The following is a 25,325-nucleotide window of genomic DNA, read 5'->3' on the forward strand; positions in this document are numbered from 1 at the left end:
AAAACATTCTCGAACAGAGGCCACCGAATGGACGGGGCCCCTGGAACAAATCGGTTAGTTCAAGTGTTCGACGCGAATCCGCACCACCGGGCCCACTACGCCTTGCAAGGCTTCCAGGGCGTGGATGGCATCGTTGATGTGCTGCTCGAGCACGCGGTGGGTCAGCAGGATCATCGGCACCTGGCCGTTTTGCTCCTCGACTTCCTTCTGCATGATCGATTCGATGTTGATACCTCGCTCCGACAGGATGCTGGCCACCTGGGCCAACACGCCTGGATGGTCCTGGGCCTGGATGCGCAGGTAGTAGGCACTTTCGCAGGCTTCGATCGGCAGGATCGGGTGAGCCGACAGCGAGTCCGGCTGGAAGGCCAGGTGCGGCACGCGGTTTTCCGGGTCGCTGGTCATGGCGCGAACCACATCCACCAGGTCGGCGATCACCGACGACGCGGTTGGCTCCATGCCGGCACCAGCGCCGTAGAACAGGGTGGAACCGGCGGCGTCGCCGTTGACCATCACCGCGTTCATCACGCCGTTGACGTTGGCGATCAGGCGGTCGGCCGGGATCAGCGTCGGGTGAACCCGCAACTCGATACCGGCTGGGGTGCTGCGCGCCACGCCCAGGTGTTTGATACGGTAGCCCAGGGCTTCGGCGTAGTTGACGTCGGCGGTGGTCAGCTTGGTGATGCCTTCGGTGTAGGCCTTGTCGAACTGCAGCGGGATACCAAAGGCAATGGACGCCAGGATGGTCAGCTTGTGGGCCGCGTCGATACCTTCCACGTCGAAGGTCGGGTCGGCTTCGGCGTAACCCAGGGCCTGGGCTTCGGCCAGCACGTCTTCGAAGGTACGGCCCTTCTCGCGCATTTCGGTGAGGATGAAGTTACCGGTGCCGTTGATGATGCCGGCCACCCAGTTGATGCGGTTGGCGGACAGGCCTTCACGGATCGCCTTGATCACCGGGATACCACCGGCCACCGCGGCTTCGAACGCCACGATAACGCCCTTCTCGCGGGCCTTGGCGAAGATCTCGTTGCCGTGCACGGCGATCAGCGCCTTGTTGGCGGTGACCACGTGCTTACCGTTCTCGATGGCCTTGAGCACCAGTTCGCGGGCCACGGTGTAGCCGCCCACCAGCTCGATAACGATATCGATCTCAGGGTTGGTGGCCACGGCGAACACATCGTTGGTAATCGCAATACCGGTCGTTTCGAACTGAGGCTTTGGCGAACGCGTGGCAATCTGCGCCACTTCAATCCCGCGACCTGCGCGGCGGGAAATTTCTTCAGCGTTACGCTGAAGTACGTTGAAGGTACCGCCACCGACGGTCCCTAACCCACAGATGCCTACTTTGACCGGTTTCACTGAAGAACTCCCCATGAAACGGCCGACGCTAGGTCGGCCGTGAAAACAGCCGCACAACTGCGGCTCTCAATTAATGACCCACCGACGGTTCGGCGGGCCATGATCGTCAAAGGCTCAACGATAAATGCTTACTTGGCACCCAGTGCCAGTTTGGCAACTTGCGGCGCCGGCTGGTAGCCCGGAATCACCTGGCCGTCGGCCAAAACGATGGCCGGTGTACCGTTCACACCAATGGACTGGCCCAGGGCGAACTGCTTGGAAACCGGGTTGGCGCATTTGGCCGACTTGATTTCCTTGCCATCGACCATCTTGTCCATGGCCGCTTTCTTGTCGGCCGAGCACCACACCGCCTGCAACTGCTCGTCACCCGGCGAACCCAGGCCCTGGCGCGGGAAGGCAACGTAGCGCACTTCCACGCCCAGCTTGTTCAGCGCCGGGATTTCAGCGTGCAGCTTGTGGCAGTACGGGCACGTGGTGTCGGTGAACACGGTGATGTGGGTCTTGGTTTCGCCAATAGCGGGGTAAACCACGGTTTCAGCCACCGGAATGCCGTTGATCAGCTTGGACACGCCCAGGCGCTCGGCCTTCTCGGTCAGGTTGACCGGCTTGCCGTCCTTGAGCTGGAACAGGTAGCCCTGGACGATGTACTGGCCATCGGCACTGGCGTACAGCACGCGGCTGCCCTTGAGCTTGACTTCGTACAGGCCGGCCATGGGGCTGGCGCTGATGCTTTCGATAGGCGTGTCGAGCGCCAGGTTGGCCAGGCTCTTGCGGATGGTCTGCTCGGCCGCATCATCGGCGAGCGCAAAGGTGGAAACCAACGCAATGGCTGCGGCGGCAATAATCTGGGTCAAGCGCATGGGAACTCCTGAAGGCAGAGGCAGGGACGGGAGCAGAATACTGATCTGGACCACAATGGATGCCGTCCCCTTTGCGAACCGGCAAAGCCTACCACAGTTGGGCGGGAGGGCAGCCCGCGACAGGTAAAATGGGCCATTTCTGACGGTTTTATCCGCGTGGGTGGTGCTTGGCGTGCATGTCCTGCAAACGTGCGCGCGCCACATGGGTGTAGATCTGGGTTGTGGATAAGTCGCTGTGCCCAAGCAGCATTTGCACCACGCGCAAATCCGCGCCGTGGTTGAGCAAGTGGGTGGCGAACGCATGGCGCAGGGTGTGGGGTGACAGCGCCTTGCCGATCCCGGCCACTTTGGCCTGGTGCTTGATGCGGTGCCAGAAGGTCTGGCGGGTCATCTGCTCGCCGCGCAGGCTGGGGAACAGCACGTCGCTGGGGCGCCCACCGAGCAGTTCGTGGCGCGCATCGCGCATGTAGCGCTCGACCCACACAATCGCCTCCTCGCCCATGGGCACCAGCCGCTCCTTGCTGCCCTTGCCCATCACGCGCAACACGCCCTGGCGCAGGTTGACATGCTCCAGGGTCAGGCTGATCAGTTCGGTGACGCGCAGGCCGCAGGCATACAGCACCTCAAGCATGGCGCGGTCGCGCTGGCCGATGGCCTCGCTCAGGTCCGGGGCCGCGAGCAAGGCATCGACGTCGGCTTCCGACAAGGACTTGGGCAACGGCCTGCCGAGTTGCGGCATGTCGATTTGCAGGGTCGGGTCGACGGCGATGAGTTTTTCCCGCAGCAGGTAGCGATAAAAGCCACGTACACCGGAGAGAAATCGCGCGGTGGAGCGTGGTTTGTAGTTCTGCTCCAGGCGCCAGGCCAGGTGATCGAGGATCAGCTCGCGCCCGGCATTGATCAGTTCAAGGTTTTTCTCCTGCAGCCAGCCGTTGAACAGCGCCAGGTCGCTGCGGTACGCCTGGCGTGTGTTGTCCGAGAGGCCTTTTTCTAACCAAAGGGCGTCGAGGAAGCGGTCGATCAGGGGATGGTCAATGGCTGGCATGGGCACTCAAGCGACTTAGCACAAGGCAATACGCGAATTATTTAGTGAACTGTGGCAAGAGCCATTAGTCTTTCATAGCCCGCTATTTCAAGGAACAGGAAGCTTTAATGAACGAACAACAGATTTTGTTGGCTTTTGGCGGCATTGGCGTGGCCGCACTCGGCTGCCAGTGGCTGGCCTGGCGCCTTAAACTGCCAGCGATTCTGTTTCTTCTCCTGAGCGGGATTCTGGCAGGGCCGATACTCGGATGGCTCGACCCGCAGGAAATGTTCGGCCCTCTGTTGATGCCATTGGTGTCGTTGGCAGTGGCGCTGATCCTGTTTGAGGGCAGCCTGACCCTGCACCTGTCGGAATGGAAGGAAATCGGCAGCGTGGTGCATCGCCTGGTCACGGTTGGCGCCCTGTCAACCTGGGCAGTGATCACCCTGGCCACCCACTGGCTGCTGGGTTTTGACTGGATGCTGGCGCTGCTGTTCGGCACCCTGACACTGGTCACCGGCCCGACGGTGATCGTGCCCATGTTGCGTGTGGTACGCCCCAAAGCCTCCATCGCCAATATCCTGCGTTGGGAAGGCATCGTCATCGATCCGATTGGCGCACTGCTGGCGGTAGTGGTGTATAGCTTCATCATCGCCAGTGCGTCGGGCGACGGCTTGAGCCACAGCCTGCTGACCTTCGGCGGCGTCATCCTCTGCGGCAGCCTGTTCGGCATCGCCGGTGGCTGGGTGCTGGGGCAGATCATGCGCCGCCAGTGGTTGCCGGAATACCTGCATAACCTGGCGACGCTGGCCGGTGTACTGGGCATCTTCATCGCCTCCAACCAGGTGATGCATGAGTCCGGCCTGCTGGCGGTCACGCTGATGGGCATGTGGATGGCGAACATGAAAGGCGTGGATGTACGGCACATCCTGCACTTCAAGGAAAACCTCAGTGTGTTGCTGATTTCCGGGCTGTTCATTCTGCTGGCGGCACGCCTGGACCTGAACGCCATGATCGCCCTGGGCCCGTTTGTGTTGATCCTGCTGTTGATCATCCAATTCATTGCTCGCCCGTTGAACGTGGCGCTTTCGACCTTTGGCTCCGGGCTGAACTGGCGCGAGCGCGCGCTGCTGGCCTGGATCGCCCCACGGGGCATTGTGGCGGCGGCGGTGTCAGCGATCTTTGCGATCCGCCTGGATGAGGCCGGCCACGAAGGTGCGTTGTTGCTGGTGCCGCTGACCTTCGCAGTGATCATCGGCACCGTGGTGCTGCAAAGCGCTACGGCACGCCCCTTGGCCCGCCTGCTCAAAGTCGCTGAGCCGGCACCCAGCGGCTTCCTGATCGTGGGTGCGAACGGCCCGGCGCGGGCGCTCGGCAAGGCGTTGCAGCAGTTGGGCAGCCGCGTACTGCTGACCGACTCAAGCTGGGAAAACATCCGCGCCAGTCGTATGGAAGGCTTGCCTACGTACTTCGGTAACCCGGCCTCCCAGCATGCCGAGTCCCATCTGGACCTGGTCGGCCTGGGGCATCTGCTCGCGCTCTCGCCTTCTGGCGAACTGAATGCCTTGGCCACCATGCGTTTTCGCCATGACTTCGGCCATCGCCTGTTCGCCCTGGCCAGCAGCCAGGAAAACCGTCGCACCGACAAGCACAAGGCCAGCCATGAACACCGCGGACACTTGCTGGGCAGCCAACCCTTGAGCTACACCAAATTGGCCAGCCTGCTGGGCCAAGGCGCCGAGTTGTACAGCACCAGCCTCACCGACGGCTTTGGGTGGGAGCAGTACCAGGCGTTGCACGGCGAGCGCGCCACCTTGCTGTTTGCCAGGGACACCAGCGGCTGGGTACACGTGGTCTCGCCCGAGAGCAACTTGAAGCCTGTAGCGGGCTGGACCTTGCTGGCGGTCATTCAACCGCAGGCCAGCACCGCCGAGTAATCAGTCAACAAAGCCTGGCAGTACCGGGACAGGGCGTTTATCTGCGTCAATCGCGACGAAGCTGAACACGCCCTGGATCGCTTTTTCACGGCCATCAGCGCTCATGCTCTCCACGAACACTTCAACCTCGACCTTGAGGCTGGTGTTGCCAACCTTGATCACCCGACCGATCAGCTCAACGATAGAGCCAGCCGGGATCGCGTGGTTGAAGTCGATACGGTCAGTGGAGACCGTCACCAAAGGTAAGCGGCAGAAACGCGTGGCGGTGATGAACGACACTTCGTCCATCCATGCCAGGGCGGTGCCGCCGAACAGGGTGTTGTGGTGGTTAGTGGTGGGCGGGAACACGGCCTTGGTCACGTGAGTGACCGACAGATCGGTGCGGCGCTGGATTTCTTCGAGGCGGGTGGTCATGGTCAATACCAACAGATAGGCAAATTTCAGGCACAAAAAAGCAGCCCGTAGGCTGCTTTTTTCTGCATCGGGAAGCTGGACTTAAGCCAGTTTTTCCTTGATGCGAGCTGCTTTACCGGACAGGTCACGCAGGTAGTACAGCTTGGCTTTACGTACGTCACCGCGACGCTTAACGGCCATGCTGTCGATTTGCGGGCTGTAGGTCTGGAAAGTACGCTCTACGCCAACACCGTTGGAGATTTTACGAACAGTGAAAGCACTGTTCACACCACGGTTACGCTTGGCGATTACCACGCCTTCGAACGCTTGCAGACGCGAACGGTCGCCTTCCTTCACTTTCACCTGAACGACAATGGTGTCGCCCGGGGCAAAGGTAGGGATCTCTTTGGTCATCTGCTCTGCTTCGAGTGCAAGGATGATTTTGTTAGTCATGCTGTGCTCCTAAGGTAAGTCAATGGACCTACCATCGATACGTTGTTAACTATCGTCCCGCGCGAGGATGTATTCCTCGAGCAGCTTCTTCTCTTCTCCAGAAAGCGAGCGGCTTTCCAGAAGATCGGCGCGTCGTTCATAGGTCCGACCAAGGGACTGCTGTAAACGCCAACGCCGGATGTGTGCGTGATTGCCACTTAGCAATACGTCGGGAACACGCTGATCCACATACACCTCCGGACGGGTGTAGTGCGGGCAATCCAGCAAACCATCCGTGAAGGAATCTTCCTCCGCGGAGTCCGCATGCCCTAAAGCTCCGGGCAGCAGTCGTGTAACCGCATCTATCAGGACCATCGCCGGCAGCTCGCCGCCAGACAGGACATAGTCCCCAATCGACCACTCTTCATCGACATGAGCTTCAATAAAACGCTCGTCAATGCCTTCATAGCGACCGGCAATCAGGATCAAACTTTCCTCATTCGCCAGTTCGCGTACCGCCGCCTGTTTCAGCTGACGGCCTTGAGGGGACAGGTAAATTACCTTCGCCTTCTCCCCGGCGGCTGCCTTGGCCTGAACCAACGCATCTTCCAGGGGCTTGATCTTCATCACCATGCCCGGGCCACCGCCAAATGGGCGATCGTCCACAGTGTGATGTCGATCCGTCGTGTAGTCTCGCGGGTTCCAACAGGTGAGCTGCAACAGCCCCTGTTTCACCGCCCGACTGGTGATGCCGTACTCGCTGATGGCGGAAAACATCTCGGGAAACAAACTGATCACTTCAATGCGCAAATTAGCCACGCTTAGAAGTCCGCGTCCCATTCCACCTTCATCTCGCCCGCGGCCAGGTCGACGGCCAACACGCATTGCTCGGTATAGGGCAACAGGCGTTCACGGTCATCCAGGCTGCCAGCGCAAGGCTTGACCACCATTACATCATTGGCGCCGGTTTCCAGAAGATGATCGATTTTCCCCAGCAATTGCCCGAGTTGATCAATAACCTTCAGACCTTCCAGCTGGTACCAGTAGTACTCGCCGTCGGTCAATTCAGGGAACAGGTTGCGCGGCACGCAGATCTCATAACCGGCCAGAAGACGAGCTTCTTCACGGTCATCAAGACCCTTGAGCTTTGCGACCAGGAACTTGTCGCTCCCGCGTCCACTGACCAGCTCAACCTGCTTCACACTCCCTTCGCGCTTGAGCGTCCAGGTTTTGTACTGCAACAGGTTTTCAGTCGGATCAGTAAAGGAATACACCTTCACTTCGCCGCGAACGCCATGAACAGAGTAAATCTTGCCGATAACGATCAAATCATCAGCAACAGCTGGCGTCGCGTTCATATTGCTCAGGCTGCGGCCTTAGCCGAGTCCTTCAACAGTTTTGCAACGCGCTCGGATGGCTGTGCGCCAACGCTCAGCCAGTAGGCTACGCGCTCTTGGTTCACGGACAGACGAACTTCTTGACCACGAGCAACAGGGTTGAAGAAACCAACCTGTTCCTTGTGCGAACCGTCACGCGGGTTGCGGCTGTCGGTTACGGTCAAGTGGTAAAACGGGCGCTTTTTGGAGCCGCCAAGGGCAAGACGGATTGTTAGCATGTGAACATCGTTCCTGTAGTCGGTGCTGCAAATCTAAATGCACAGCGGGCATAGGTGCCCGAAAGGCCGCATATTCTAAGGAATATCCGGACTTTTGCAAATGTCTTTTTCTGGCGCCTATCAGCGTGCCATTCAGATCTGCTATAGAGCCGTCGGTTAAAACGGCGAGTCAGCGCCCGCCAACGGCGGGTTTGCTGGAGATCCCACATCCCTGTGGGGCGGAGCGCAAGCAAGGCTTGCGCTCGAATACTTTACATTTTCGGCATGCCGCCGCCGGGCAACATACCGCCCATGCCGCGCATCATCTTGGCCATACCGCCCTTGGCGGAGAATTTCTTCATCATCTTCTGCATCTGCTTGTGCTGCTTGATCAAGCGACCGATGTCCTGCACCTGGGTGCCGGAGCCCATGGCGATCCGGCGTTTGCGCGAACCACTGATCAGCTCAGGGTCGCGGCGCTCGGCCGGGGTCATGGAGTTGATGATGGCTTCCATCTGCTTGAACTGCTTCTCTGCCGCACCCTGGGCGTTGCCCATTTGCGCCAGGTTCACACCGCCGATGTTGGGCAGCTTGTCCATCAGGCCGCCGAGGCCGCCCATGTTCTTCATCTGTTGCAGCTGGTCGCGGAAGTCTTCGAGGTCGAAGCCCTTGCCCTTCTTCAGCTTCTTGGCCAGTTTGTCGGCCTTGTCCTTGTCGAGCGTGGCTTCGGCCTGCTCGATCAGGCTGAGTACGTCACCCATGCCGAGAATGCGCGAGGCGATACGCTCAGGGTGGAACGGCTCGAGCGCTTCGCTCTTCTCGCCCATACCGATGAACTTGATCGGCTTGCCAGTAATGGCACGTACCGACAGCGCGGCACCGCCACGGGCGTCGCCGTCGACCTTGGTGAGGATCACGCCGGTCAGCGGCAGTGCGTCACCAAAGGCCTTGGCGGTGTTGGCCGCATCCTGGCCGGTCATGGCGTCGACCACGAACAGGGTCTCGACCGGGTTGATCGCGGCATGCAGCGCCTTGATCTCGCCCATCATCTCTTCGTCGATGTGCAGGCGACCGGCGGTATCGACGATAACCACGTCGATGAACTTCAGCTTGGCTTCTTTAATAGCGGCGTTGGCGATGTCGACCGGCTTCTGGCTCAGGTCGGACGGGAAGAAGGTCACGCCCACTTCGCCCGCGAGCATTTCTAACTGCTTGATGGCCGCCGGACGGTACACGTCGGCCGACACCACCATCACGGATTTCTTCTTGCGCTCTTTAAGGAAGCGCGCCAGTTTGCCGGCGGTGGTGGTTTTACCCGCACCTTGCAGGCCCGCCATCAGCACGACGGCTGGCGGCACGGCGCTGAGGTTCAGATCTTCGTTGGCCGCGCCCATCAGGCTTTCGAGTTCGGCCTGGACGATCTTCACAAAGGCCTGGCCCGGGGTCAGGCTGCGGGACACTTCGGTGCCGACCGCACGTTCCTTGACCGAGTTGACGAAGTCCTTCACCACCGGCAAAGCCACGTCGGCTTCCAGCAACGCCATGCGCACTTCACGCAGGGTGTCTTTAATATTGTCCTCGGTCAGCTTGGCCTTGCCGGTAACGTGGCGCAGCGTCTGCGAGAGACGGTCAGTCAAGTTTTCAAACATGCGCGATCCTTTCAGGCCCTACTCATCGAAATGCAGGTAGACCGAGGTAATGGCGGCCCAGGCTGGGGGAAAGCGCTATTAAAAACAGCGTTCGCCGAGCCTGCGGCGTGGGCAGGTCGCGGATTATAGCGAAGACTGCGCCCATGCACACCCGCTGTCTGGCGCGGGAGTCTTTCGTGCAACGCAGGTGTGTGCCAAACTCAACGCCTTTCGGGCTTGCCTACCAGGATTTATGCTCCCTTTGTCACCCAGTTTGCTACCCAGCCTCGCCGCCGCCATTTTGTATGCCGCTGCGACCCTCTATCAGGGCACTCGTCTGGCCCAAGGCGCCAAAGCGGACAAACGTCTGCTCGTCGGCCTTGGCGTGCTGGCCCTGCTGGCCCATGCCGCCAGCCTGTTCACCCACCTGATGACCCCGGTTGGCCTGGGCCTGGACTTTTTCAGCGCCGCCAGCCTGATCGCCGCGGCCGTCATCGCGCTGACGCTGCTGGCCTGCTACCGGATTCCGGTGGAGAACCTGCTGGTGCTGCTATTCCCCCTGGGAATGCTCACGGTGCTGCTGGCGCAGTTCACCCCCACCGGCACCGTACAGGTGATCGACGAGGAGCCGGGCATCCTCGCCCACATCCTGCTGTCGATCCTTGCCTACGGCATGTTCACCATCGCGGTGTTCCAGGCCCTGCTCCTGCTGCTGCAGGATCACCAGCTCAAGCACAAGCACCCCTCCGGGCTGATCAAGAACTTCCCGCCGCTGCAAACCATGGAAAGCCTGCTGTTCGGGTTCCTGTGGGCCGGCTGGACTCTGCTGTCGCTGTCGCTGATCTCCGGCTGGCTGTTCGTCGAGAACCTGTTTGCCCAACACCTGGTGCATAAAACCTTGCTGGCGTGCCTGGCGTGGGTGGTGTTCAGCGTGCTGCTGTGGGGGCGCAACCGCCTCGGCTGGCGGGGGCACAAGGCCATCCGCTGGACCCTGGCCGGTTTCTGCCTGTTGATGCTGGCCTATTTCGGCAGCAAGCTGGTTCGCGAATACATCCTGCATATCTGACGAGCAGTGATCATGGACAACTTGCCCTTAGGGCCGATGCTCGCTGTAATTGCCCTGCTTATTCTATGGGCAGCACTGTTTACCGCCATCGAAGCCGCACAACAGCATCTGTTGGCCCTGCGCCCCGGCACCCGCCAGGGCGACAAGGCGGCCGCACGCCTGAGCTTCCCGCGCCATAGCCTGATCCTGTGCAACAGCCTGTGCCGCGCCGCCGTGGTGATTCTCTGCACCCTGCTGGCGATCTATGCCTGGGCAGAGAACGGGCCCTGGCTGGGCTGGCTGATTTCCTGCGCAGGGCTGCTGGTGCTGGCCGACTACCTGCCCCGCACCCTGGCCACCCGTCACCCGCAAGCAGTGCTGGGCTTTGGCAATACATTGCTGGGCGTGCCGCTGAAAATCCTCTACCCCCTGGCCTGGCTGCTCAATGGCATCAGCCTGCTGTTATTGCGCCCGTTTGCACGCAAATCCGGCGTGGTGAAAAACAGCGACGAGCCCCTGCCAGACCATGATGACGACCCAGAGCCCGACACCGACGCCGACCGCACTCCCGGCCTGCCCGGCATCCATGCCTTGGACAACATCACGGTCAACGACATTCTGGTGCCGCGCAGCGAAGTGGACGGCATCAACCTCGATGAGCCGATAGAGGACATTATCGAACAGTTGCGCACGTCACCACGCACCCGTTTGCCGGTGTTCCACAGCGACATCAACCAGGTGCAGGCCGTGCTCAATACCCGGCAGGTCCAACACCTGCTGCCTGACGCCAGCCTGACCAAAGAGGCCCTGCTCGCCGCCTGCCACGAGCCTTACTTCGTGCCGGAAAGCACGCCGTTGCAGCTGCAACTGCTGAACTTCCACAAGCAGCAGCGGCGCCTGGGCATGGTGGTGGACGAGTACGGTGAAGTGTTGGGCATCGTCACCCTGGAAGATATTCTGGAAGAGATCGTCGGCGAATTCGAAAGCGATCAGGCTGTGGATAACCCGCATATCGAAGCCCAGCCCGATGGTCGCTACATCATCGATGGCGCCGCCTCGATCCGCGAACTGAACAAAAGCCTGGGCTGGCACCTGCCCAGCGACGGTCCCAAGACCCTCAACGGCCTGGTGACCGAGGCGCTGGAGACCATCCCCGATTGCGCGGTGTGCCTGAAAGTCGGCCGTTATCGCCTGGAAATCCTCGAGACCGAGGACAACCGGGTGAGCAAGGTGTTGATCTGGCATACCAGCCACGTGCCAGTGGCCGCCTGACCTCAGCAGGCTCAACCCGGTCAATGTGGGAGCTGGCTTGCCTGCGATGCAGGCGACTCGGTCCTTCAGTTGAACCGAGGTGATGCTATCGCAGGCAAGCCAGCTCCCACATTGATCCAGTTCCAGGCCATAGATCCTCACCAGCCCCTTGTTGGATCCTTAGCCCCCTTCCTATAATCCCTGCGGCTTACCCAAGCCCCGCCCGACCGCGTGCTACCCGCACCCAGCGTGTCCTGGCACCGCCTTACCATGTCCGACCGGTGTTTGCTCCCATCCCGAGCCGCCCCGCGCACAGCCCTGATCCATGGGTGTTCGACCAATAATAATCCGCGTCCAAACGCGCAATAACCGTCAGGGATAACGTTATGAGCACCACCTACCAAGAGGCCGCGAGCGCCGCACCTGCCAACTCGACCGCCCGCGTCGCCACGGCGAGCATCGTCGGCACCGCCATTGAGTTCTACGATTTCTACATCTACGCCACGGCTGCCGCCCTGGTGATCGGTCCGGTGTTCTTCCCCCAGACCTCCGGCACCGCGCAGATGCTGGCGTCGTTTCTGACCTTCGGCATCGCCTTTATCGCCCGGCCACTGGGGTCGGCGTTGTTCGGTCACTTCGGCGACCGTATCGGCCGCAAATCCACCCTGGTGGCTTCGCTGCTATTGATGGGGGTATGTACCACCTTGATCGGCTTGCTGCCGGGCTACGACAGCATCGGTGCCTGGGCGCCGATTCTCTTGTGTGTTTTGCGCTTCGGCCAAGGCCTGGGCCTGGGCGGGGAATGGGGCGGTGCGGCCTTACTGGCAACCGAGAACGCGCCCAAGGGCAAACGCGCCTGGTTCGGCATGTTCCCGCAGTTGGGCCCGTCGATTGGCTTCCTGGCGGCCAACGGCTTGTTTCTGATTCTGGCCATGAGCCTGAATGACGAGCAATTTCGCAGCTGGGGCTGGCGCATTCCGTTCATCCTCAGCGCCGCACTGGTGATGGTGGGCCTGTATGCGCGCCTCAAACTGCATGAGACGCCGGTATTCGCCAATGCCGTGGCCAAGGAAAAACCGGTGAAAGTGCCGCTGGTGGAGCTGTTCAGCCAGCATTGGCTGCCGGTACTGCTGGGCGCCGCGTCGATGGTGGTGTGCTACGCGCTGTTCTATATCACCACGGCGTTTTCGTTGAGCTACGGCGTTTCCACCCTGGGCTACAGCCGTGAAACCTTCCTCGGCCTGCTGTGCTTTGCGGTGCTATTCATGGGGCTGGCGACACCATTGGCCGCCTTGGCCAGTGATCGCTACGGGCGCAAGCCGGTGTTGATCGTCGGTGCGGTCCTGGCGATTCTGTCGGGCTTTACCATGGAGCCGCTGCTGACCCATGGCTCCACCTGGGCCGTGGCGCTGTTTTTGGCCCTGGAGCTGTTTTTGATGGGCGTGACGTTCGCACCGATGGGCGCCCTGCTGCCGGAATTGTTCCCGACCCGCGTGCGTTATACCGGTGCATCGGCGGCGTATAACCTGGGCGGGATCGTGGGGGCCTCGGCGGCGCCGTTCTTCGCGACCAAGCTGGTGGCGATGGGCGGGCTGAGTTATGTCGGGGGGTATGTGTCGGCGGCAGCGTTGCTGAGTTTGATTGCGGTGCTGTGCCTGAAAGAGACGCGGGATAACGACTTGAACAAGGTTGCCTGACCCCATGCTCGTTCCCACGCTCTGCGTGGGAATGCAGTTAGGGACGCTCTGCGTCCCCAAGCGCGACGCAGAGCGTCACAAGAGGCATTCCCACGCAAAGCGTGGGAACGAGCGTGGCGGTTTAGAGCTCTACAACAACTGCTTGGGAAGCACGGGTCGCCTTGGCACGAGCCGCTTCAATCGACTCGTCCCGCGCCAGTGCCACGCCCATGCGGCGCTGGCCGTTCACTTCAGGTTTGCCAAACAGACGCAACGCTGTATCCGGCTCGCTCAGCGCGGCGCCAAGGTTGGCGAATGCGGTCTGGGTGGACTGCCCTTCCACCAGAATCACCGCCGACGCCGAAGGGCCGAACTGGCGGATCAACGGGATCGGCAGGCCGAGAATGGCGCGTGCGTGCAGGGCAAACTGCGACAGATCCTGGGAAATCAGGGTCACCAGGCCAGTGTCATGGGGGCGCGGCGACACTTCGCTGAACCACACCTGATCGCCCTTGATGAACAATTCCACACCAAACAGACCACGACCGCCCAAGGCTTCGGTTACCGCCTTGGCAACGCGCTCGGATTCTGCCAAGGCAACCGGGCTCATAGCCTGTGGCTGCCAGGACTCTTGGTAATCGCCCTTCTCCTGGCGATGCCCCACCGGCGCGCAGAAAGTAGTACCACCGATGTGGCGCACGGTCAGCAGGGTGATTTCGTAGTCGAAGTCGATAAAACCTTCGATGATCACCCGGCCCTTGCCGGCACGCCCGCCCTCTTGGGCGTAGTCCCAGGCTTTCTGCACGTCGTCGGCGCTGCGCAACAGGCTCTGGCCCTTGCCCGACGAACTCATCACCGGCTTGACCACGCACGGAAAGCCCAGGTCCTGGACGGCCTTGCTGTAGTCTTCGAAGGTATCGGCGAAGTGGTACGGCGAGGTCGGCAGGTCCAGCTCTTCGGCGGCCAGGCGACGGATGCCTTCACGGTTCATGGTCAGCGACGTGGCGCGGGCGGTGGGGATCACGGTGAAACCTTCGGCCTCCAGCTCGACCAGGGTCGCGGTGGCGATGGCTTCGATTTCCGGCACGATAAAGTGCGGTTTCTCCGCCTCGATCACCGCACGCAGCGCGGCCCCGTCAAGCATGTTGATCACATGGCTACGGTGCGCCACCTGCATGGCCGGCGCGTTGGCGTAGCGATCCACGGCAATCACTTCAACGCCCAGGCGCTGCAGTTCGATTACCACTTCCTTGCCCAGCTCACCGCAGCCACACAGCAAAACGCGGGTCGCGGTTGGCGACAATGGAGTTCCGATTCGGGTCATCACAGGTCCTCAGGGGAGCGGATCATGGGGGAGAAAGGCCGGCATTTTACATGAACTGCAAAAATTGGCCTCAGTTGGCGACAGCCCGCCGGCGGATGCGCCAGGCCATGATCAGCCAGACCACGGTGACCCCGGCGAATTTGGACACCAACGCCGTGCCCGCCACCGCCGGCGTCAGTGCGCCGATCAGGCCGAAAAAGATAAAGGTGTCGAGGGGAATGCTCAGCGCCGAACTTATCCACAGGCGGTCATGCAGCGGGCGCTTGGTGATGCTGAACACCAGCCAGTCGATGCACTCGGACACCGCAAACGCCGTGGCACTGGCCAGGGCGATGGACGGGTCGGAGGTGATATAGGACAGCACCAGCGCCGCCAGCATGGCGATGATTGCGCCGTGGCCGAAGCGGGTTTGCACCATGTCACGCAGGATAAATACCAGGCCGCCCCAGGCGGACCAGATAACGTCCAGGTGCGGGGCGGTGGAGAAGGCGAAGTTGATCAGCACGACGCTGCTGATGTAGGCGATCAGGAAAAACATGGGGATGGACCTGTGGGTAATGCCGCACAGGGTACACAATTACAAGGATGTCGTCTGGCAGGGCCTCATCGCAGGCAAGCCAGCTCCCACATTTGACGGTATTCACACATCAAGGGTGGGAGATGGCGGCCTGTCAGGCGCCGGATTTCCCAGGGGTCATCCACATCATCCCACTCGCCACCGCCCGTTCATGGCACAACCCCAGCACCACCCGGCGCTCGGCGTTGTCCATGCGGCTCCAGCGCGTGATTTCATCCACATTGCGCTGGCAGCCGGTGCAGATATCGTCATCATCCAGTGCGCAAATGCTCACGCAGGGCGAGGCGACCGGTCGTTCAATTGTGCTCATTCCTGCTGCTCAGCCAGGTCACGGGCATAACGCTGCGCGTTATGCACATAGTGCGCGGCGCTGGCTTCGAGCATGCGCTTTTGCGCCTCGGTCAGCTCACGCACCACTTTGCCTGGCGAGCCCATGACCAGCGAGCCATCGGGGATTTCCTTGCCTTCGCCGATCAGCGAGTTAGCGCCAATGATGCAGTGCTTGCCGATCTTGGCGCCGTTGAGGATCACCGCGTTGATACCAATCAGGCTGTAGTCGTCGACGGTGCAGCCGTGCAGCATGGCGTTATGGCCAATGGTCACGCCAGTGCCCAGGGTCAGCGGGTAGCCCATGTCGGTGTGCATCACGCTGCCGTCCTGCACGTTGCTGTTCTTGCCGATCAGGATCAGCTCGTTATCGCCACGCAATACCGCGTTGAACCAGACGTTGGCGCCCTCCTCCAGCCTGACCTTGCCCACCAGGGTGGCATTGGGTGCCACCCAGCTGTGGGGGTGCATCTCGACGCGGGCGTCGCCCAGGCGGTACTTCATGGTTTTTCCTCACGGCTTGCCATTTAAACGATGGCTTATAGATTGATGAAGCTCTTGGGTGGCTGGTGCAGGCTGATCTTGGCATCGTCATAGAGCAGGTTGATCAGCTCGACAATCATGATTGCCGTCAGCCCCCAGATTTTGTATTCGCCGAACCGGTAGCTGGGCACATACCAACTGCGGCCCTGGTAATCAATGCGGTGGGTATGTTCGCGTGGGTCCTGTCGGAAAAAGTCCAAAGGCACGCTGAAAACGGCGGCAATCTCGGCGTCGTTGGCCAGGTATTCGACGTAATCGGGGACCACGCCCACATAGGGCGTTACGCGGATGCCGTGCAGGGAAATCAGCGGGCTCAACGGGCCAATGACTTCAACCAGCCCCGGCGGCAGGCCGATTTCTTCTTCGGCTTCGCGCAAAGCGGTAAAGATCAGGTCCGGGTCTTCGGGGTCGCGGCGCCCGCCGGGAAAGGCCACTTCGCCACCGTGGGTCGACAGCCCGCTGGCGCGCAGGGTCAGGATCAGCTCGGGTTCGTCACTGCGGGTAATCGGCACCAGCACCGCCGCCTCGGGGAAACGCCCGTCGGTTTCCAGGGTATGGGGGGTGTGATTGCTTACCCGGCGAAGTAGCTCGTCCAGCATGAGTCATCTCGGTCTGTTGGCTACCTTGCATCATGCACCAAAGCGTGCGAGCGCCCAACCCCAAAACCGCAGAGCTGTCGCTAAACGACAACTTGCAGGAACGCCCGGCACCAAGCCAAGATGTGCCCATTCTCCAGGAACCCCAGCATGAATTTCTGCAGCCAGTGCGGCAAACCGGTGACCCAACGTATTCCCGAAGGCGACGCGCGCCTGCGTTATGTATGCGATCACTGCTCGACCATTCATTACCAGAACCCCAATATCGTCGCCGGTACCGTGCCGGTGTGGGGCGACCAAGTGCTGCTTTGCCGCCGCGCCATCGAGCCACGCCTGGGTTACTGGACCCTGCCCGCCGGCTTTATGGAAAATGGCGAGACCGTCGAACAGGCCGCCATGCGTGAAACCCTGGAAGAAGCCTGCGCCCGGGTGCGCAACTTAAGCATCTATACCCTGATCAATGTGCCGCACATCAGTCAGGTGCATATCTTCTACCGCGCCGAATTGATCGATCTGGACTTCGCCGCTGGCCAGGAGAGCCTGGAAGTGAGGCTGTTCGACGAAGCCGATATCCCTTGGTCCGAGCTGGCTTTCCGCACGGTCGGGCGTACCTTAGAATGCTTCTTCGCTGACCGTCGCCAACAGGCGTACCCGGTACGTAGCGAATCTGTGCCACCGCTGTCCAAGCCCGCCCAATAACAAGCCGGCCAATGTCGCCAAAGGGATACCGTTTCAATGCGTTGGTTGCTTGCTCTGATCTGCCTGTCGTTCGCCACGCTGTCTCCGGCCTCCACGGTGCAAACCCTTGGCGGTAAAACGGTCGAGAAAGTCCTGGTACTCAAGTCCGCCCACCAGCTGCAGTTGATCAACGACGGCAAGCCGTTCAAGACCTATCGCATTTCCCTGGGCAAGAACCCCAAGGGCCACAAGCTGATCGAAGGCGACCGCCGCACGCCCGAAGGCCTCTACTGGCTCGACTGGCGCAAGACCAGCGACCGCTTCAACCTGGCCATGCACATTTCCTACCCGAACATCAGCGACGCCGCCCGCGCACGCCGCGAAGGCGTGAAGCCGGGCAGCATGATCATGATCCACGGCACCCCCGACACCGAAGACTACCCGGAACAGTGGTTTCACACCCTGGACTGGACCGACGGCTGCATCGGCATGCGCAACGTGGATATGCGCGAAGTGTGGAACCTGGTCAAAGACGGCACCCTCATCGAGATTCGGCCGTAATCCCACGCCGTTCGTAAAATAATTCGAAAATAATTCCTGCCCCAGGCAGCGCTTGCCGGTGAATACCAGTTCACCGCGCGGGACCCTGCACTTATGCGCGCCACAAAGACCTCTCTAATACCACTTGATACCAAGCCCCATTAAAGTGCCTTGAAACCGGGATTCGCACCGTTTTGGTAGCATTGACATGGTATTTAAGTGGTATTAGTTTTCGGCCATTACCGGGCGACAACACTCCAATAACGCATCGGAAACCTGACAGATGAACCCCATCCTGGCCCTGCGCCCCGACGACAAGCAATCCACGCCGCTGTACCTGCAACTGGCCCGCAGCCTTGAAGCAGCGATCCATGCCGGCCAGTGGAAATCCGAACAGGCCCTGCCTTCGGAACGCGCCCTCAGCGAGCAGTTGAGCATCTCACGGGTCACCGCTCGTAAAGCGCTGGAAGTGTTGCTGGCTCAAGGCCTGATCCGTCGCAGCCAAGGCTCCGGCACCTTTATCACGCCGCGCCTGGAACAACCCTTGTCGCGCCTGTCGGGGTTCAGCGAAATGCTGCGGCTCAAGGGTTTTGTGCCCACATCCCAGTGGCTGGAACGCGACATCACCCCGCCGACCCATGAAGAACTGATCCGCCTGGGCCTGTCGCCCACCGACAAAGTGGCGCGCCTCAAGCGCCTGCGCAAAGCCGATGACACGGTGATGGCGATTGAAATGACTGCCATGCCAGCGTCGGTGTTGCCCCACCCCCAGGCCATCGGCAATTCGTTGTACGAATATCTGGAAAGCATCGGCAAGCCCATCGTGCGCGCCTTGCAGCATATCCAGGCGATCAATGCCTCGGATGAGTTTGCCGCGCTGGTGGGCATCGCCCCCGGCACCGCCATGCTGCTGATGACCCGCGTGGGCTACACCGCCGACAACACGCCGATTGAGATCACCGACACCTACTGCCGCAACGACTACTACGACTTTGTCGCAGAGCTGCGCCGCCATGATTATTCCGCCGAATTGCGAACTTAGAGAACTGCCCATGACTGAAGACAATATCCTCACGCCCAGCGGCTGGATGCGCGGTCGCCTGGTGCATGAGCACGGCAAGGTTGTCGCCATTGACGGCACGCCGTGCGACCCGGCCGACAACGACCTGCCCTACCTGCTGCCGGGCTTTATCGACCTGCATGTGCATGGCGGTGGCGGCGCGGACATCATGGAAGGTGCGGGCGCCTTCGAGACCATTACCCGTACCCACGTGCGTTTTGGCACCACCTCGCTGCTGGCCACCACCATGACGGCGCCGGTGGAAGAAATCTCCCGGGTACTCGGTGAGCTCGGCACGTTCTGCGAACAGCGGCCAGCCGGCAGCGCCCGCGTACTCGGCGTGCACCTGGAAGGCCCCTACATCAATCCGGGAAAACTCGGCGCCCAACCCAACTTCGCCCACACCGCGTTGATGCAGGAAGTGGAAGCCTACCTGCGCCTGGCGCCGATCCGGGTGATCACCATCGCCCCGGAAATCGCCGGCCACGACGCTCTGATCCGCGCCCTCAGCGAACGCGGCGTGCGCATGCAGATCGGCCACACCCTGGGCAGCTATGAAGAAGGCGTTGCCGCCCTGGCCGCTGGCGCCACCAGCTTCACCCACTTGTACAACGCCATGAGCCCGCTGCATCACCGCGAACCCGGCATCGTCGGCGCCGCGCTGGCCCACGCCCAGTACGCCGAGCTGATCCCGGACTTGCTGCATGTGCACCCCGGCGCCATGCGCGTGGCGTTGCGCTCGATCCCCTGCCTGTACTGCGTCACCGACTCCACCGCCGCCGCCGGTATGCCCGATGGCGAATACAAGCTGGGCAGCCACACCGTGACCAAATGCCTGGGCGGCGTGCGCCTGGCCGACGGCACCCTGGCCGGCAGCACCCTGACCATGGATCAGGCGCTGCGCAACCTGGTGAAAATCGGCCTGCCAATCAGTGAAGCCTCACAACGCCTGTCGCAATTTCCTGCGGACTACCTGGGCCTGGAAGAACGCGGCCGCCTGCAACCCGGCAGCTTTGCCGACTGCGTGCGCCTGGACCGCTCCCTGACACTCACCGACGTAATGGTCGAAGGAGACACCATTGACTTCAAAAATGCTTGAAGAGGCCCTGGCCTCCTGCGACGCCGTCGCGGCCCAACTGCAACGCCTGAATCCCATGCTGGAAGAAGTCGCCGGGCGCCTGCGCCGCCAGCCACCGCAAGTGGCGATGACCATCGCCCGCGGCAGCTCCGACCACGCCGCCAGTTACTTCGCTTACCTGGCCATGCAGCACGTGGGCATTCCCGTGGCGTCGCTGCCGATGTCGGTGGTGACCCTGTTGCAGGCGCCGATGAAAGTCAGCGGCCAGGTAGCGTTTGGTTTCTCCCAATCGGGGCAGAGCCCGGATCTGGTCAATAGCCTGCGCCTGTTACGCAAACGTGGCGCCTTGAGCATCTCGCTGGTCAACGCCGAAGACTCGCCACTGGAAGCCGCATGCGAATTCCATGTGCCGCTGTGCGCCGGGCCGGAACTCAGCGTGGCCGCCACGAAAAGTTTTATCGCCACCCTCAGCGCCAGTGCGCAACTGATCGGCCACTGGAATCAGGAAGCCGACTTGCTGCAAGCCTGTCAGGCCTTGCCCGATGGCCTGCGTGACGCCGCCACACAGGATTGGCGCACGGCCATCGACGCCCTTAAAGGCAGCCAGCGCTTGATGGTCATCGGCCGAGGCGCCGGGTTTGCCATCGCCCAGGAAGCCGCGCTCAAGCTCAAGGAAACCTCGGCGATCCAGGCCGAAGCCTTCAGCAGCGCCGAAGTGCGCCACGGGCCGATGGCGCTGATCGACGAGAACTACCCCTTGCTGGTGTTCGCCCCACGCGGCGCCGAGCAGGCCGGCCTGTTGAGCCTGGCCGCCGATATGCGCCAACGCGGTGCCCGCGTGCTGCTGGCTGCGCCGGATGACATCGCCGAACGCGACCTGACCCTGAGCCGCGCTGAACACCCAAGCCTGGACCCGATCCTGGCGATCCAGAGTTTCTACGTGATGGCCGCCGGCCTGGCTGAAGCTCGGGGCATGGACCCGGACCAGCCGCGCCACCTGAGCAAAGTCACCCGCACGCACTAAAGCGGCGTTTTCCTGATGAGTACCGTGCCCATGCCCAACAACAATAATCCATTGACCCTTAGCGCCCCCTTGAGTGGGCCGGTGCTGGCCCTGAACCGCGTCCCCGACGAAGTGTTCGCCAGCGGCGCCATGGGCGACGGTCTCGCTATCGACCCGCTGAACGATTGCCTGCAGGCGCCCTGCGACGGCGTGATCATCCATGTCGCCCGCACCGGGCATGCGCTAACGCTTCGCGCCGACAACGGTGCCGAAGTGTTGATGCATATCGGCATCGACACTGTTGAGCTCAATGGCGAAGGCTTTGCCTTGCTGGTGAAGGAAGGCACACGGGTGAGCCAGGGCCAGCCGTTGGTGCAGTTTGATCTGGATCGTATTGCGCGCCAGTGCAAGAGCTTGGTGAGCCTGATCATCCTCACCAACAGTGACCGCTTCGAGCTGCAACCCATCGCGAGCAAGACCGTGAAGGTCGGTGAAGCGCTGATGCGCATTGCCCTGCGCACATCCGCGCCGGTTCAAACCGCTGTGGATAACTCGGTCGCAGAAGTGAGCGCCACGGTGCGCATCACCCACCGTGGCGGCTTGCATGCGCGCCCTGCCGCGCTGATCCGCAAGACTGCCCAGGGCTTCAGCAGCCAATCGCAGCTGCACTTCGGTGATAAAACCGCGGCTTGCGACAGCCTGATCGGCCTGATGGGGCTGGGTATTGGCGAAGGTGACGAGGTACGGGTGACCTGCCGTGGCAAGGATGGCGAGGCGGCGTTACAGGCATTGGTCGCCGCGCTGTCCGTGGCGATCCACGCGGAGCATCACGCGCCGGTCGTTGCCACACCACGCCGAGCGAATACCGAAGCCAATGTGCTGCAAGGCGTATGCGCGGCACCGGGCCTGGTATGTGGGCCATTGTTCCGCCTGACGGGCATCGAGCTGCCGCAAGACAGCGGCAATCATAGCGTCGACGAACAACTGCAACGCCTGGATGCCGCCCTTGACCAAGTGCGCGGCGAAATCCGCAACACGCTGGACCAGGCGCGCCAACGCAAGAATGTCGAAGAAGAAGAGATCTTCGCCGCCCACCTCGCCCTGCTGGAAGACCCGGCATTACTCGACGCAGCCACCGCTGCCATCGAACAAGGCAGCGCCGCCACCCACGCCTGGCGTGATGCGATCCAGGCCCAATGCGCCATGCTGTTGGCGTTGGGCAAGCCGCTGTTTGCCGAGCGTGCCAATGACCTGCGCGACCTGCAACAACGGGTGCTGCGGGCGTTGCTGGGTGAAGCCTGGCATTTCGAATTGCCGGCGGGGGCGATTGTCAGCGCCCATGAGCTGACGCCTTCGGACTTGCTGCAACTGAGCGCGCAACAGGCCGCTGGCATCTGCATGGCCGAAGGCGGTGCGACCTCCCATGTGGCGATTTTGGCCCGGGGCAAAGGCCTGCCGTGCCTCGTCGCCCTGGGCAATGAAGTGCTCGACGTACCCCAAGGCCAGCGGGTGGTGCTCGATGCCGCCAACGGCCGCCTGGAACTGGCCCCCAGCGAAGCGCGCCACACCGAAGTTCACCAGATTCGCGAAACACAGAAATTACGACGCCAGCAGCAACAGGCCCAAGCCCAACAACCGGCGAGCACCACCGATGGCGTGACGGTTGAAGTCGCCGCGAATGTCGCCTCCAGCGCCGAAGCCAAGGTGGCGTTTGACAACGGCGCCGACGGCATCGGCCTGCTGCGCACTGAATTTCTGTTCGTCGACCGCCGCACTGCGCCGGATGAACAGGAGCAACGCCAGGCCTATCAAGCCGTGCTGGATGCCATGGGCGACAAGTCGGTAATCATCCGCACCATCGACGTGGGTGGCGACAAGCAACTCGACTACCTGCCGCTGCCCGTCGAGGCCAACCCGGTGCTGGGCCTGCGCGGCATTCGCATGGCCCAGGTACGCCCGGAACTGCTCGACCAGCAACTGCGTGCCCTGCTGCAAGTCGCGCCGCTGGGGCGTTGCCGCATCCTGCTGCCGATGGTCAGCGAGGTGGATGAACTGCTGCAGATTCGCCAGCGCCTGGATGAACTGTGCGCCGAGTTGGGTTTGAGCCAGCGCCCCGAACTGGGGGTGATGATCGAAGTGCCCGCCGCCGCGCTGATGGCCGAAAAGCTCGCCGAGCATGCGGACTTTTTGTCCATCGGCACCAATGACCTGTCCCAGTACACCCTCGCCATGGACCGCGACCACGCAGGCCTGGCCGCCCGTGTCGACGCGCTGCACCCGGCGTTGTTGCGGCTGATCGCCCAAACCTGCGCCGGCGCAGCCAAGCATGGCCGTTGGGTTGGCGTGTGCGGCGCGCTGGCCTCCGACCCGCTGGCCACGCCGGTACTGGTCGGCCTGGGCGTCACCGAGCTGTCGGTAAGCCCGCCGCAGATCGGAGAGATCAAGGACCGCGTTCGTCATCTGGACGCGGCGCAATGCCGGCAACTGAGCCAGGCACTGCTCGACCTGAGCAGCGCTAAAGCCGTTCGCCAAGCCTGTCAACACCACTGGCCGCTGAGCTGAAAACAACAAGAATAGGGAGACACGCCATGTACCAACACTTTATCGAAGGCCTGCAACGCCTGGGCCGCGCCCTGATGCTGCCGATCGCGATCCTGCCGATTGCCGGCCTGTTGCTGCGCCTGGGCGACACCGACTTGCTCAACATTGCGGTGATGCACGATGCCGGCCAGGCGATCTTCGCCAACCTGGCGCTGATCTTCGCCATCGGCATTGCCGTGGGGTTTGCCCGTGACAACAACGGCACTGCGGGCCTGGCCGGGGCGATTGGTTACCTGGTGATGATCTCCACGCTCAAGGTGATGGACACCACCATCAACATGGGCATGCTCGCCGGTATCGCCAGCGGCTTGATGGCCGGCGGGCTGTACAACCGTTTCAAGGACATCAAGTTGCCGGAGTACCTGGCGTTCTTCGGTGGGCGACGCTTTGTGCCGATTGTCACCGGCTTCAGCGCGGTGGGCCTGGGCGTGATCTTCGGCCTGATCTGGCCGCCGATCCAGCACGGCATCAACAGCTTCGGCGTGCTGCTGATGGAAAGCGGCAGCCTGGGCGCGTTCGTGTTTGGCGTGTTCAACCGCCTGCTGATCGTCACCGGCTTGCACCACATCCTTAACAACATGGCCTGGTTCGTGTTCGGCAGCTTTACCGACCCGGTGACCGGCGCGGTGGTCACCGGCGACCTGACTCGTTACTTTGCCGGCGACCCGAAAGGCGGCCAGTTCATGACCGGCATGTTCCCCGTGATGCTGTTCGGCCTGCCGGCTGCGTGCCTGGCGATGTACCGCAATGCGTTGCCGGAGCGCCGTAAAGTGATGGGCGGGATTTTCCTGTCCATGGCGCTGACGTCATTCTTGACCGGGGTGACCGAGCCGATTGAATTCGCGTTTATGTTCCTCGCACCGTTCCTGTACCTGATCCACGCCGTGCTGACGGGCCTGTCGATGGCAGTCACTAACATGCTGAACATCCACCTCGGGTTTACCTTCTCCGGCGGCTTTATCGACATGGTGCTGGGTTGGGGCAAGTCCACCAATGGCTGGCTGGTGGTACCGGTGGGCCTGGCCTACTCGGTGATCTACTACACGGTGTTCAGCTACTGCATCCGCCGCTTCAACCTCAAGACACCGGGCCGGGAAGATATCCAGGTGGTGCAGGCTGAAGCGATGAGTGATAACCAGCGTGCGACGGCTTATATCCAGGCGTTGGGTGGTGCTGAGAATCTGCTGAGTGTGGGTGCTTGCACCACGCGGCTGCGCTTGGACATGGTGGATCGCAACAAGGCGGTGGATGCAGCGTTGAAAGCGCTGGGCGCCATGGCTGTGGTGCGGCCGGGGAACGGCGGCAGTTTGCAGGTAGTGGTCGGGCCGATGGCCGATAGCATTGCTGATGAAATTCGCTTGGCGATGCCGGGGTTTGTTGCTGCAGCGCCTGTAGCGGTTGCGCCTGTGGATAAGCCGGTGGCCGTGAATGTACACGAGGCCGAAAAATGGCTGAATGCTCTGGGTGGCCGAGGGAATGTGCGCCAGCTGGAAGCGGTGGCGATGACCCGGTTGCGGGTGGAGTTGGGGGATGATTCGGTGCTGTCTGAAGCGGACCTCACTGCGCTGGGTTGCAAGGGTGTGAGCCAGCTGGATAGCGGGGTTTGGCACTTGTTGATTGGTGACAAGGCTTTAGGTTTGGGTGAGGCTTTGGAGCGGTTGGTTACCCGCCCTATCAACGCCTGACCGATCGTTCCCACGCTCTGCGTGGGAATGCCGCCCCGGACGCTCTGCGTCCCGCCCTGCGCAAGGGTGACGCAGAGCGTCACAGGATGCATTCCCACGCGGAGCGTGGGAACG

25 protein-coding genes are annotated in these 25,325 nt (G+C 61.7%); 11 read left to right on the forward strand and 14 right to left on the reverse strand.

Features of this window, described 5'->3' with window-relative positions:
• Positions 1-54: 54 nt before the first annotated feature.
• The 3 genes from TX24_RS13465 to xerD all read right to left on the reverse strand — a co-directional run bounded on the left by TX24_RS13465 (position 55) and on the right by xerD (position 3,264).
• Complete coding sequence (locus tag TX24_RS13465; protein ID WP_003193959.1) at positions 55-1,359, reverse strand: homoserine dehydrogenase; 1,305 nt, start codon at positions 1,357-1,359, stop codon at positions 55-57.
• A gap of 128 nt (positions 1,360-1,487) precedes the next feature.
• On the reverse strand, positions 1,488-2,219 hold the full coding sequence (locus TX24_RS13470) for a thioredoxin fold domain-containing protein (protein WP_003193960.1): 732 nt from the start codon (positions 2,217-2,219) through the stop codon (positions 1,488-1,490).
• Positions 2,220-2,367: 148 nt separating this feature from the next.
• Complete coding sequence (xerD, locus tag TX24_RS13475) at positions 2,368-3,264, reverse strand: site-specific tyrosine recombinase XerD (RefSeq protein WP_057710506.1); 897 nt, start codon at positions 3,262-3,264, stop codon at positions 2,368-2,370.
• Positions 3,265-3,371: 107 nt separating this feature from the next.
• Between xerD and TX24_RS13480 the strand changes: the two genes are divergently transcribed.
• Entirely contained in the window at positions 3,372-5,180 is a 1,809-nt protein-coding gene (locus TX24_RS13480) for a cation:proton antiporter (protein WP_014719784.1), read from the forward strand.
• Here the strand turns inward: TX24_RS13480 and TX24_RS13485 are convergent, their stop codons facing one another.
• The 6 genes from TX24_RS13485 to ffh form a co-directional block, all read right to left on the reverse strand.
• Positions 5,181-5,594: an acyl-CoA thioesterase gene (locus TX24_RS13485; protein WP_003193963.1), complete on the reverse strand. Its 414-nt coding sequence runs from the start codon at positions 5,592-5,594 to the stop codon at positions 5,181-5,183.
• 81 nt (positions 5,595-5,675) lie between these two features.
• Complete coding sequence (gene rplS, locus TX24_RS13490) at positions 5,676-6,026, reverse strand: 50S ribosomal protein L19 (RefSeq protein ID WP_003175895.1); 351 nt, start codon at positions 6,024-6,026, stop codon at positions 5,676-5,678.
• Between the two features lie 45 nt (positions 6,027-6,071).
• Complete coding sequence (trmD, locus tag TX24_RS13495) at positions 6,072-6,845, reverse strand: tRNA (guanosine(37)-N1)-methyltransferase TrmD (RefSeq protein ID WP_153475158.1); 774 nt, start codon at positions 6,843-6,845, stop codon at positions 6,072-6,074.
• Positions 6,827-7,363 (reverse strand): ribosome maturation factor RimM, encoded by a 537-nt coding sequence (rimM, locus tag TX24_RS13500; RefSeq protein WP_003175898.1) that lies wholly within the window; start codon positions 7,361-7,363, stop codon positions 6,827-6,829. Before rimM ends, trmD begins: the two co-directional genes overlap by 19 nt.
• Positions 7,364-7,368: 5 nt before the next feature.
• Positions 7,369-7,620, reverse strand: a complete 252-nt coding sequence (rpsP, locus tag TX24_RS13505) for a 30S ribosomal protein S16 (protein ID WP_003175899.1) — start codon at positions 7,618-7,620, stop codon at positions 7,369-7,371.
• 251 nt (positions 7,621-7,871) lie between these two features.
• Positions 7,872-9,248, reverse strand: a complete 1,377-nt coding sequence (ffh, locus tag TX24_RS13510; protein ID WP_003193965.1) for a signal recognition particle protein — start codon at positions 9,246-9,248, stop codon at positions 7,872-7,874.
• 232 nt (positions 9,249-9,480) lie between these two features.
• On the opposite strand from ffh, the gene TX24_RS13515 reads away from it, so the two are divergent.
• From TX24_RS13515 to TX24_RS13525, 3 genes are all read left to right on the forward strand, one after another.
• On the forward strand, positions 9,481-10,293 hold the full coding sequence (locus tag TX24_RS13515) for a cytochrome C assembly family protein (protein ID WP_003193966.1): 813 nt from the start codon (positions 9,481-9,483) through the stop codon (positions 10,291-10,293).
• Between the two features lie 12 nt (positions 10,294-10,305).
• The gene (locus TX24_RS13520; RefSeq protein ID WP_034133592.1) at positions 10,306-11,544 is read left to right on the forward strand and encodes a transporter associated domain-containing protein; all 1,239 of its coding nucleotides are present in this window, start codon (positions 10,306-10,308) and stop codon (positions 11,542-11,544) included.
• 365 nt (positions 11,545-11,909) lie between these two features.
• On the forward strand, positions 11,910-13,220 hold the full coding sequence (locus TX24_RS13525; RefSeq protein ID WP_003193968.1) for an MFS transporter: 1,311 nt from the start codon (positions 11,910-11,912) through the stop codon (positions 13,218-13,220).
• Positions 13,221-13,341: 121 nt separating this feature from the next.
• Here the strand turns inward: TX24_RS13525 and purT are convergent, their stop codons facing one another.
• The 5 genes from purT to TX24_RS13550 all read right to left on the reverse strand — a co-directional run bounded on the left by purT (position 13,342) and on the right by TX24_RS13550 (position 16,569).
• Positions 13,342-14,523 carry a formate-dependent phosphoribosylglycinamide formyltransferase gene (purT, locus tag TX24_RS13530; RefSeq protein WP_003193969.1) on the reverse strand — a complete coding sequence of 394 codons (1,182 nt, stop codon included), beginning with the start codon at positions 14,521-14,523 and terminating at the stop codon, positions 13,342-13,344.
• A gap of 70 nt (positions 14,524-14,593) precedes the next feature.
• Positions 14,594-15,061: a preQ0 transporter gene (locus TX24_RS13535; protein WP_003193971.1), complete on the reverse strand. Its 468-nt coding sequence runs from the start codon at positions 15,059-15,061 to the stop codon at positions 14,594-14,596.
• A 133-nt stretch (positions 15,062-15,194) separates the two neighbouring features.
• Complete coding sequence (locus TX24_RS13540) at positions 15,195-15,410, reverse strand: DUF1289 domain-containing protein (protein WP_003193973.1); 216 nt, start codon at positions 15,408-15,410, stop codon at positions 15,195-15,197.
• On the reverse strand, positions 15,407-15,931 hold the full coding sequence (locus TX24_RS13545) for a gamma carbonic anhydrase family protein (protein ID WP_057710507.1): 525 nt from the start codon (positions 15,929-15,931) through the stop codon (positions 15,407-15,409). The genes TX24_RS13540 and TX24_RS13545 overlap by 4 nt, the downstream gene beginning before the upstream one ends.
• Positions 15,932-15,966: 35 nt before the next feature.
• Entirely contained in the window at positions 15,967-16,569 is a 603-nt protein-coding gene (locus TX24_RS13550; RefSeq protein ID WP_003193975.1) for a CoA pyrophosphatase, read from the reverse strand.
• A 147-nt stretch (positions 16,570-16,716) separates the two neighbouring features.
• Here TX24_RS13550 and TX24_RS13555 point away from each other — a divergent pair, with 147 nt between their 5' ends.
• From TX24_RS13555 to nagE, 7 genes are all read left to right on the forward strand, one after another.
• Positions 16,717-17,265, forward strand: a complete 549-nt coding sequence (locus TX24_RS13555) for an NUDIX hydrolase (RefSeq protein WP_003193976.1) — start codon at positions 16,717-16,719, stop codon at positions 17,263-17,265.
• A 36-nt stretch (positions 17,266-17,301) separates the two neighbouring features.
• On the forward strand, positions 17,302-17,805 hold the full coding sequence (locus TX24_RS13560) for a L,D-transpeptidase family protein (protein ID WP_003193977.1): 504 nt from the start codon (positions 17,302-17,304) through the stop codon (positions 17,803-17,805).
• Positions 17,806-18,067: 262 nt separating this feature from the next.
• The gene (locus TX24_RS13565; protein ID WP_003193978.1) at positions 18,068-18,826 is read left to right on the forward strand and encodes a GntR family transcriptional regulator; all 759 of its coding nucleotides are present in this window, start codon (positions 18,068-18,070) and stop codon (positions 18,824-18,826) included.
• A gap of 10 nt (positions 18,827-18,836) precedes the next feature.
• Positions 18,837-19,943, forward strand: a complete 1,107-nt coding sequence (gene nagA, locus TX24_RS13570; RefSeq protein WP_003193979.1) for an N-acetylglucosamine-6-phosphate deacetylase — start codon at positions 18,837-18,839, stop codon at positions 19,941-19,943.
• Positions 19,936-20,946, forward strand: coding sequence for an SIS domain-containing protein (locus TX24_RS13575; protein WP_034133595.1), 1,011 nt, complete (start codon positions 19,936-19,938; stop codon positions 20,944-20,946). The genes nagA and TX24_RS13575 overlap by 8 nt, the downstream gene beginning before the upstream one ends.
• A 30-nt stretch (positions 20,947-20,976) precedes the next feature.
• A complete protein-coding gene (gene ptsP, locus TX24_RS13580; protein ID WP_057710508.1) occupies positions 20,977-23,487 on the forward strand; it encodes a phosphoenolpyruvate--protein phosphotransferase in 2,511 nt (836 codons plus the stop codon).
• A gap of 26 nt (positions 23,488-23,513) precedes the next feature.
• A complete protein-coding gene (nagE, locus tag TX24_RS13585) occupies positions 23,514-25,211 on the forward strand; it encodes an N-acetylglucosamine-specific PTS transporter subunit IIBC (RefSeq protein WP_057710509.1) in 1,698 nt (565 codons plus the stop codon).
• Positions 25,212-25,325 lie beyond the last annotated feature (114 nt).

Origin of the sequence: Pseudomonas lactis (assembly GCF_001439845.1) — a bacterium.
Taxonomy (GTDB): Bacteria; Pseudomonadota; Gammaproteobacteria; order Pseudomonadales; family Pseudomonadaceae; genus Aquipseudomonas; species Aquipseudomonas lactis.

What these genes read in the sequence shown, in the direction of transcription:
- TX24_RS13470 (WP_003193960.1), bottom strand. Translation starts at nt 2,219, where the DNA reads ATGCGCTTGACCCAGATTATTGCCGCCGCAGCCATTGCGTTGGTTTCC.
- xerD (WP_057710506.1), bottom strand. Translation starts at nt 3,264, where the DNA reads ATGCCAGCCATTGACCATCCCCTGATCGACCGCTTCCTCGACGCCCTT.
- TX24_RS13480 (WP_014719784.1), top strand. Translation starts at nt 3,372, where the DNA reads ATGAACGAACAACAGATTTTGTTGGCTTTTGGCGGCATTGGCGTGGCC.
- TX24_RS13485 (WP_003193963.1), bottom strand. Translation starts at nt 5,594, where the DNA reads ATGACCACCCGCCTCGAAGAAATCCAGCGCCGCACCGATCTGTCGGTC.
- rplS (WP_003175895.1), bottom strand. Translation starts at nt 6,026, where the DNA reads ATGACTAACAAAATCATCCTTGCACTCGAAGCAGAGCAGATGACCAAA.
- trmD (WP_153475158.1), bottom strand. Translation starts at nt 6,845, where the DNA reads ATGGGACGCGGACTTCTAAGCGTGGCTAATTTGCGCATTGAAGTGATC.
- rimM (WP_003175898.1), bottom strand. Translation starts at nt 7,363, where the DNA reads ATGAACGCGACGCCAGCTGTTGCTGATGATTTGATCGTTATCGGCAAG.
- rpsP (WP_003175899.1), bottom strand. Translation starts at nt 7,620, where the DNA reads ATGCTAACAATCCGTCTTGCCCTTGGCGGCTCCAAAAAGCGCCCGTTT.
- ffh (WP_003193965.1), bottom strand. Translation starts at nt 9,248, where the DNA reads ATGTTTGAAAACTTGACTGACCGTCTCTCGCAGACGCTGCGCCACGTT.
- TX24_RS13515 (WP_003193966.1), top strand. Translation starts at nt 9,481, where the DNA reads ATGCTCCCTTTGTCACCCAGTTTGCTACCCAGCCTCGCCGCCGCCATT.
- TX24_RS13520 (WP_034133592.1), top strand. Translation starts at nt 10,306, where the DNA reads ATGGACAACTTGCCCTTAGGGCCGATGCTCGCTGTAATTGCCCTGCTT.
- TX24_RS13525 (WP_003193968.1), top strand. Translation starts at nt 11,910, where the DNA reads ATGAGCACCACCTACCAAGAGGCCGCGAGCGCCGCACCTGCCAACTCG.
- purT (WP_003193969.1), bottom strand. Translation starts at nt 14,523, where the DNA reads ATGACCCGAATCGGAACTCCATTGTCGCCAACCGCGACCCGCGTTTTG.
- TX24_RS13535 (WP_003193971.1), bottom strand. Translation starts at nt 15,061, where the DNA reads ATGTTTTTCCTGATCGCCTACATCAGCAGCGTCGTGCTGATCAACTTC.
- TX24_RS13540 (WP_003193973.1), bottom strand. Translation starts at nt 15,410, where the DNA reads ATGAGCACAATTGAACGACCGGTCGCCTCGCCCTGCGTGAGCATTTGC.
- TX24_RS13545 (WP_057710507.1), bottom strand. Translation starts at nt 15,931, where the DNA reads ATGAAGTACCGCCTGGGCGACGCCCGCGTCGAGATGCACCCCCACAGC.
- TX24_RS13550 (WP_003193975.1), bottom strand. Translation starts at nt 16,569, where the DNA reads ATGCTGGACGAGCTACTTCGCCGGGTAAGCAATCACACCCCCCATACC.
- TX24_RS13555 (WP_003193976.1), top strand. Translation starts at nt 16,717, where the DNA reads ATGAATTTCTGCAGCCAGTGCGGCAAACCGGTGACCCAACGTATTCCC.
- TX24_RS13560 (WP_003193977.1), top strand. Translation starts at nt 17,302, where the DNA reads ATGCGTTGGTTGCTTGCTCTGATCTGCCTGTCGTTCGCCACGCTGTCT.
- TX24_RS13565 (WP_003193978.1), top strand. Translation starts at nt 18,068, where the DNA reads ATGAACCCCATCCTGGCCCTGCGCCCCGACGACAAGCAATCCACGCCG.
- nagA (WP_003193979.1), top strand. Translation starts at nt 18,837, where the DNA reads ATGACTGAAGACAATATCCTCACGCCCAGCGGCTGGATGCGCGGTCGC.
- TX24_RS13575 (WP_034133595.1), top strand. Translation starts at nt 19,936, where the DNA reads ATGCTTGAAGAGGCCCTGGCCTCCTGCGACGCCGTCGCGGCCCAACTG.
- ptsP (WP_057710508.1), top strand. Translation starts at nt 20,977, where the DNA reads ATGCCCAACAACAATAATCCATTGACCCTTAGCGCCCCCTTGAGTGGG.
- nagE (WP_057710509.1), top strand. Translation starts at nt 23,514, where the DNA reads ATGTACCAACACTTTATCGAAGGCCTGCAACGCCTGGGCCGCGCCCTG.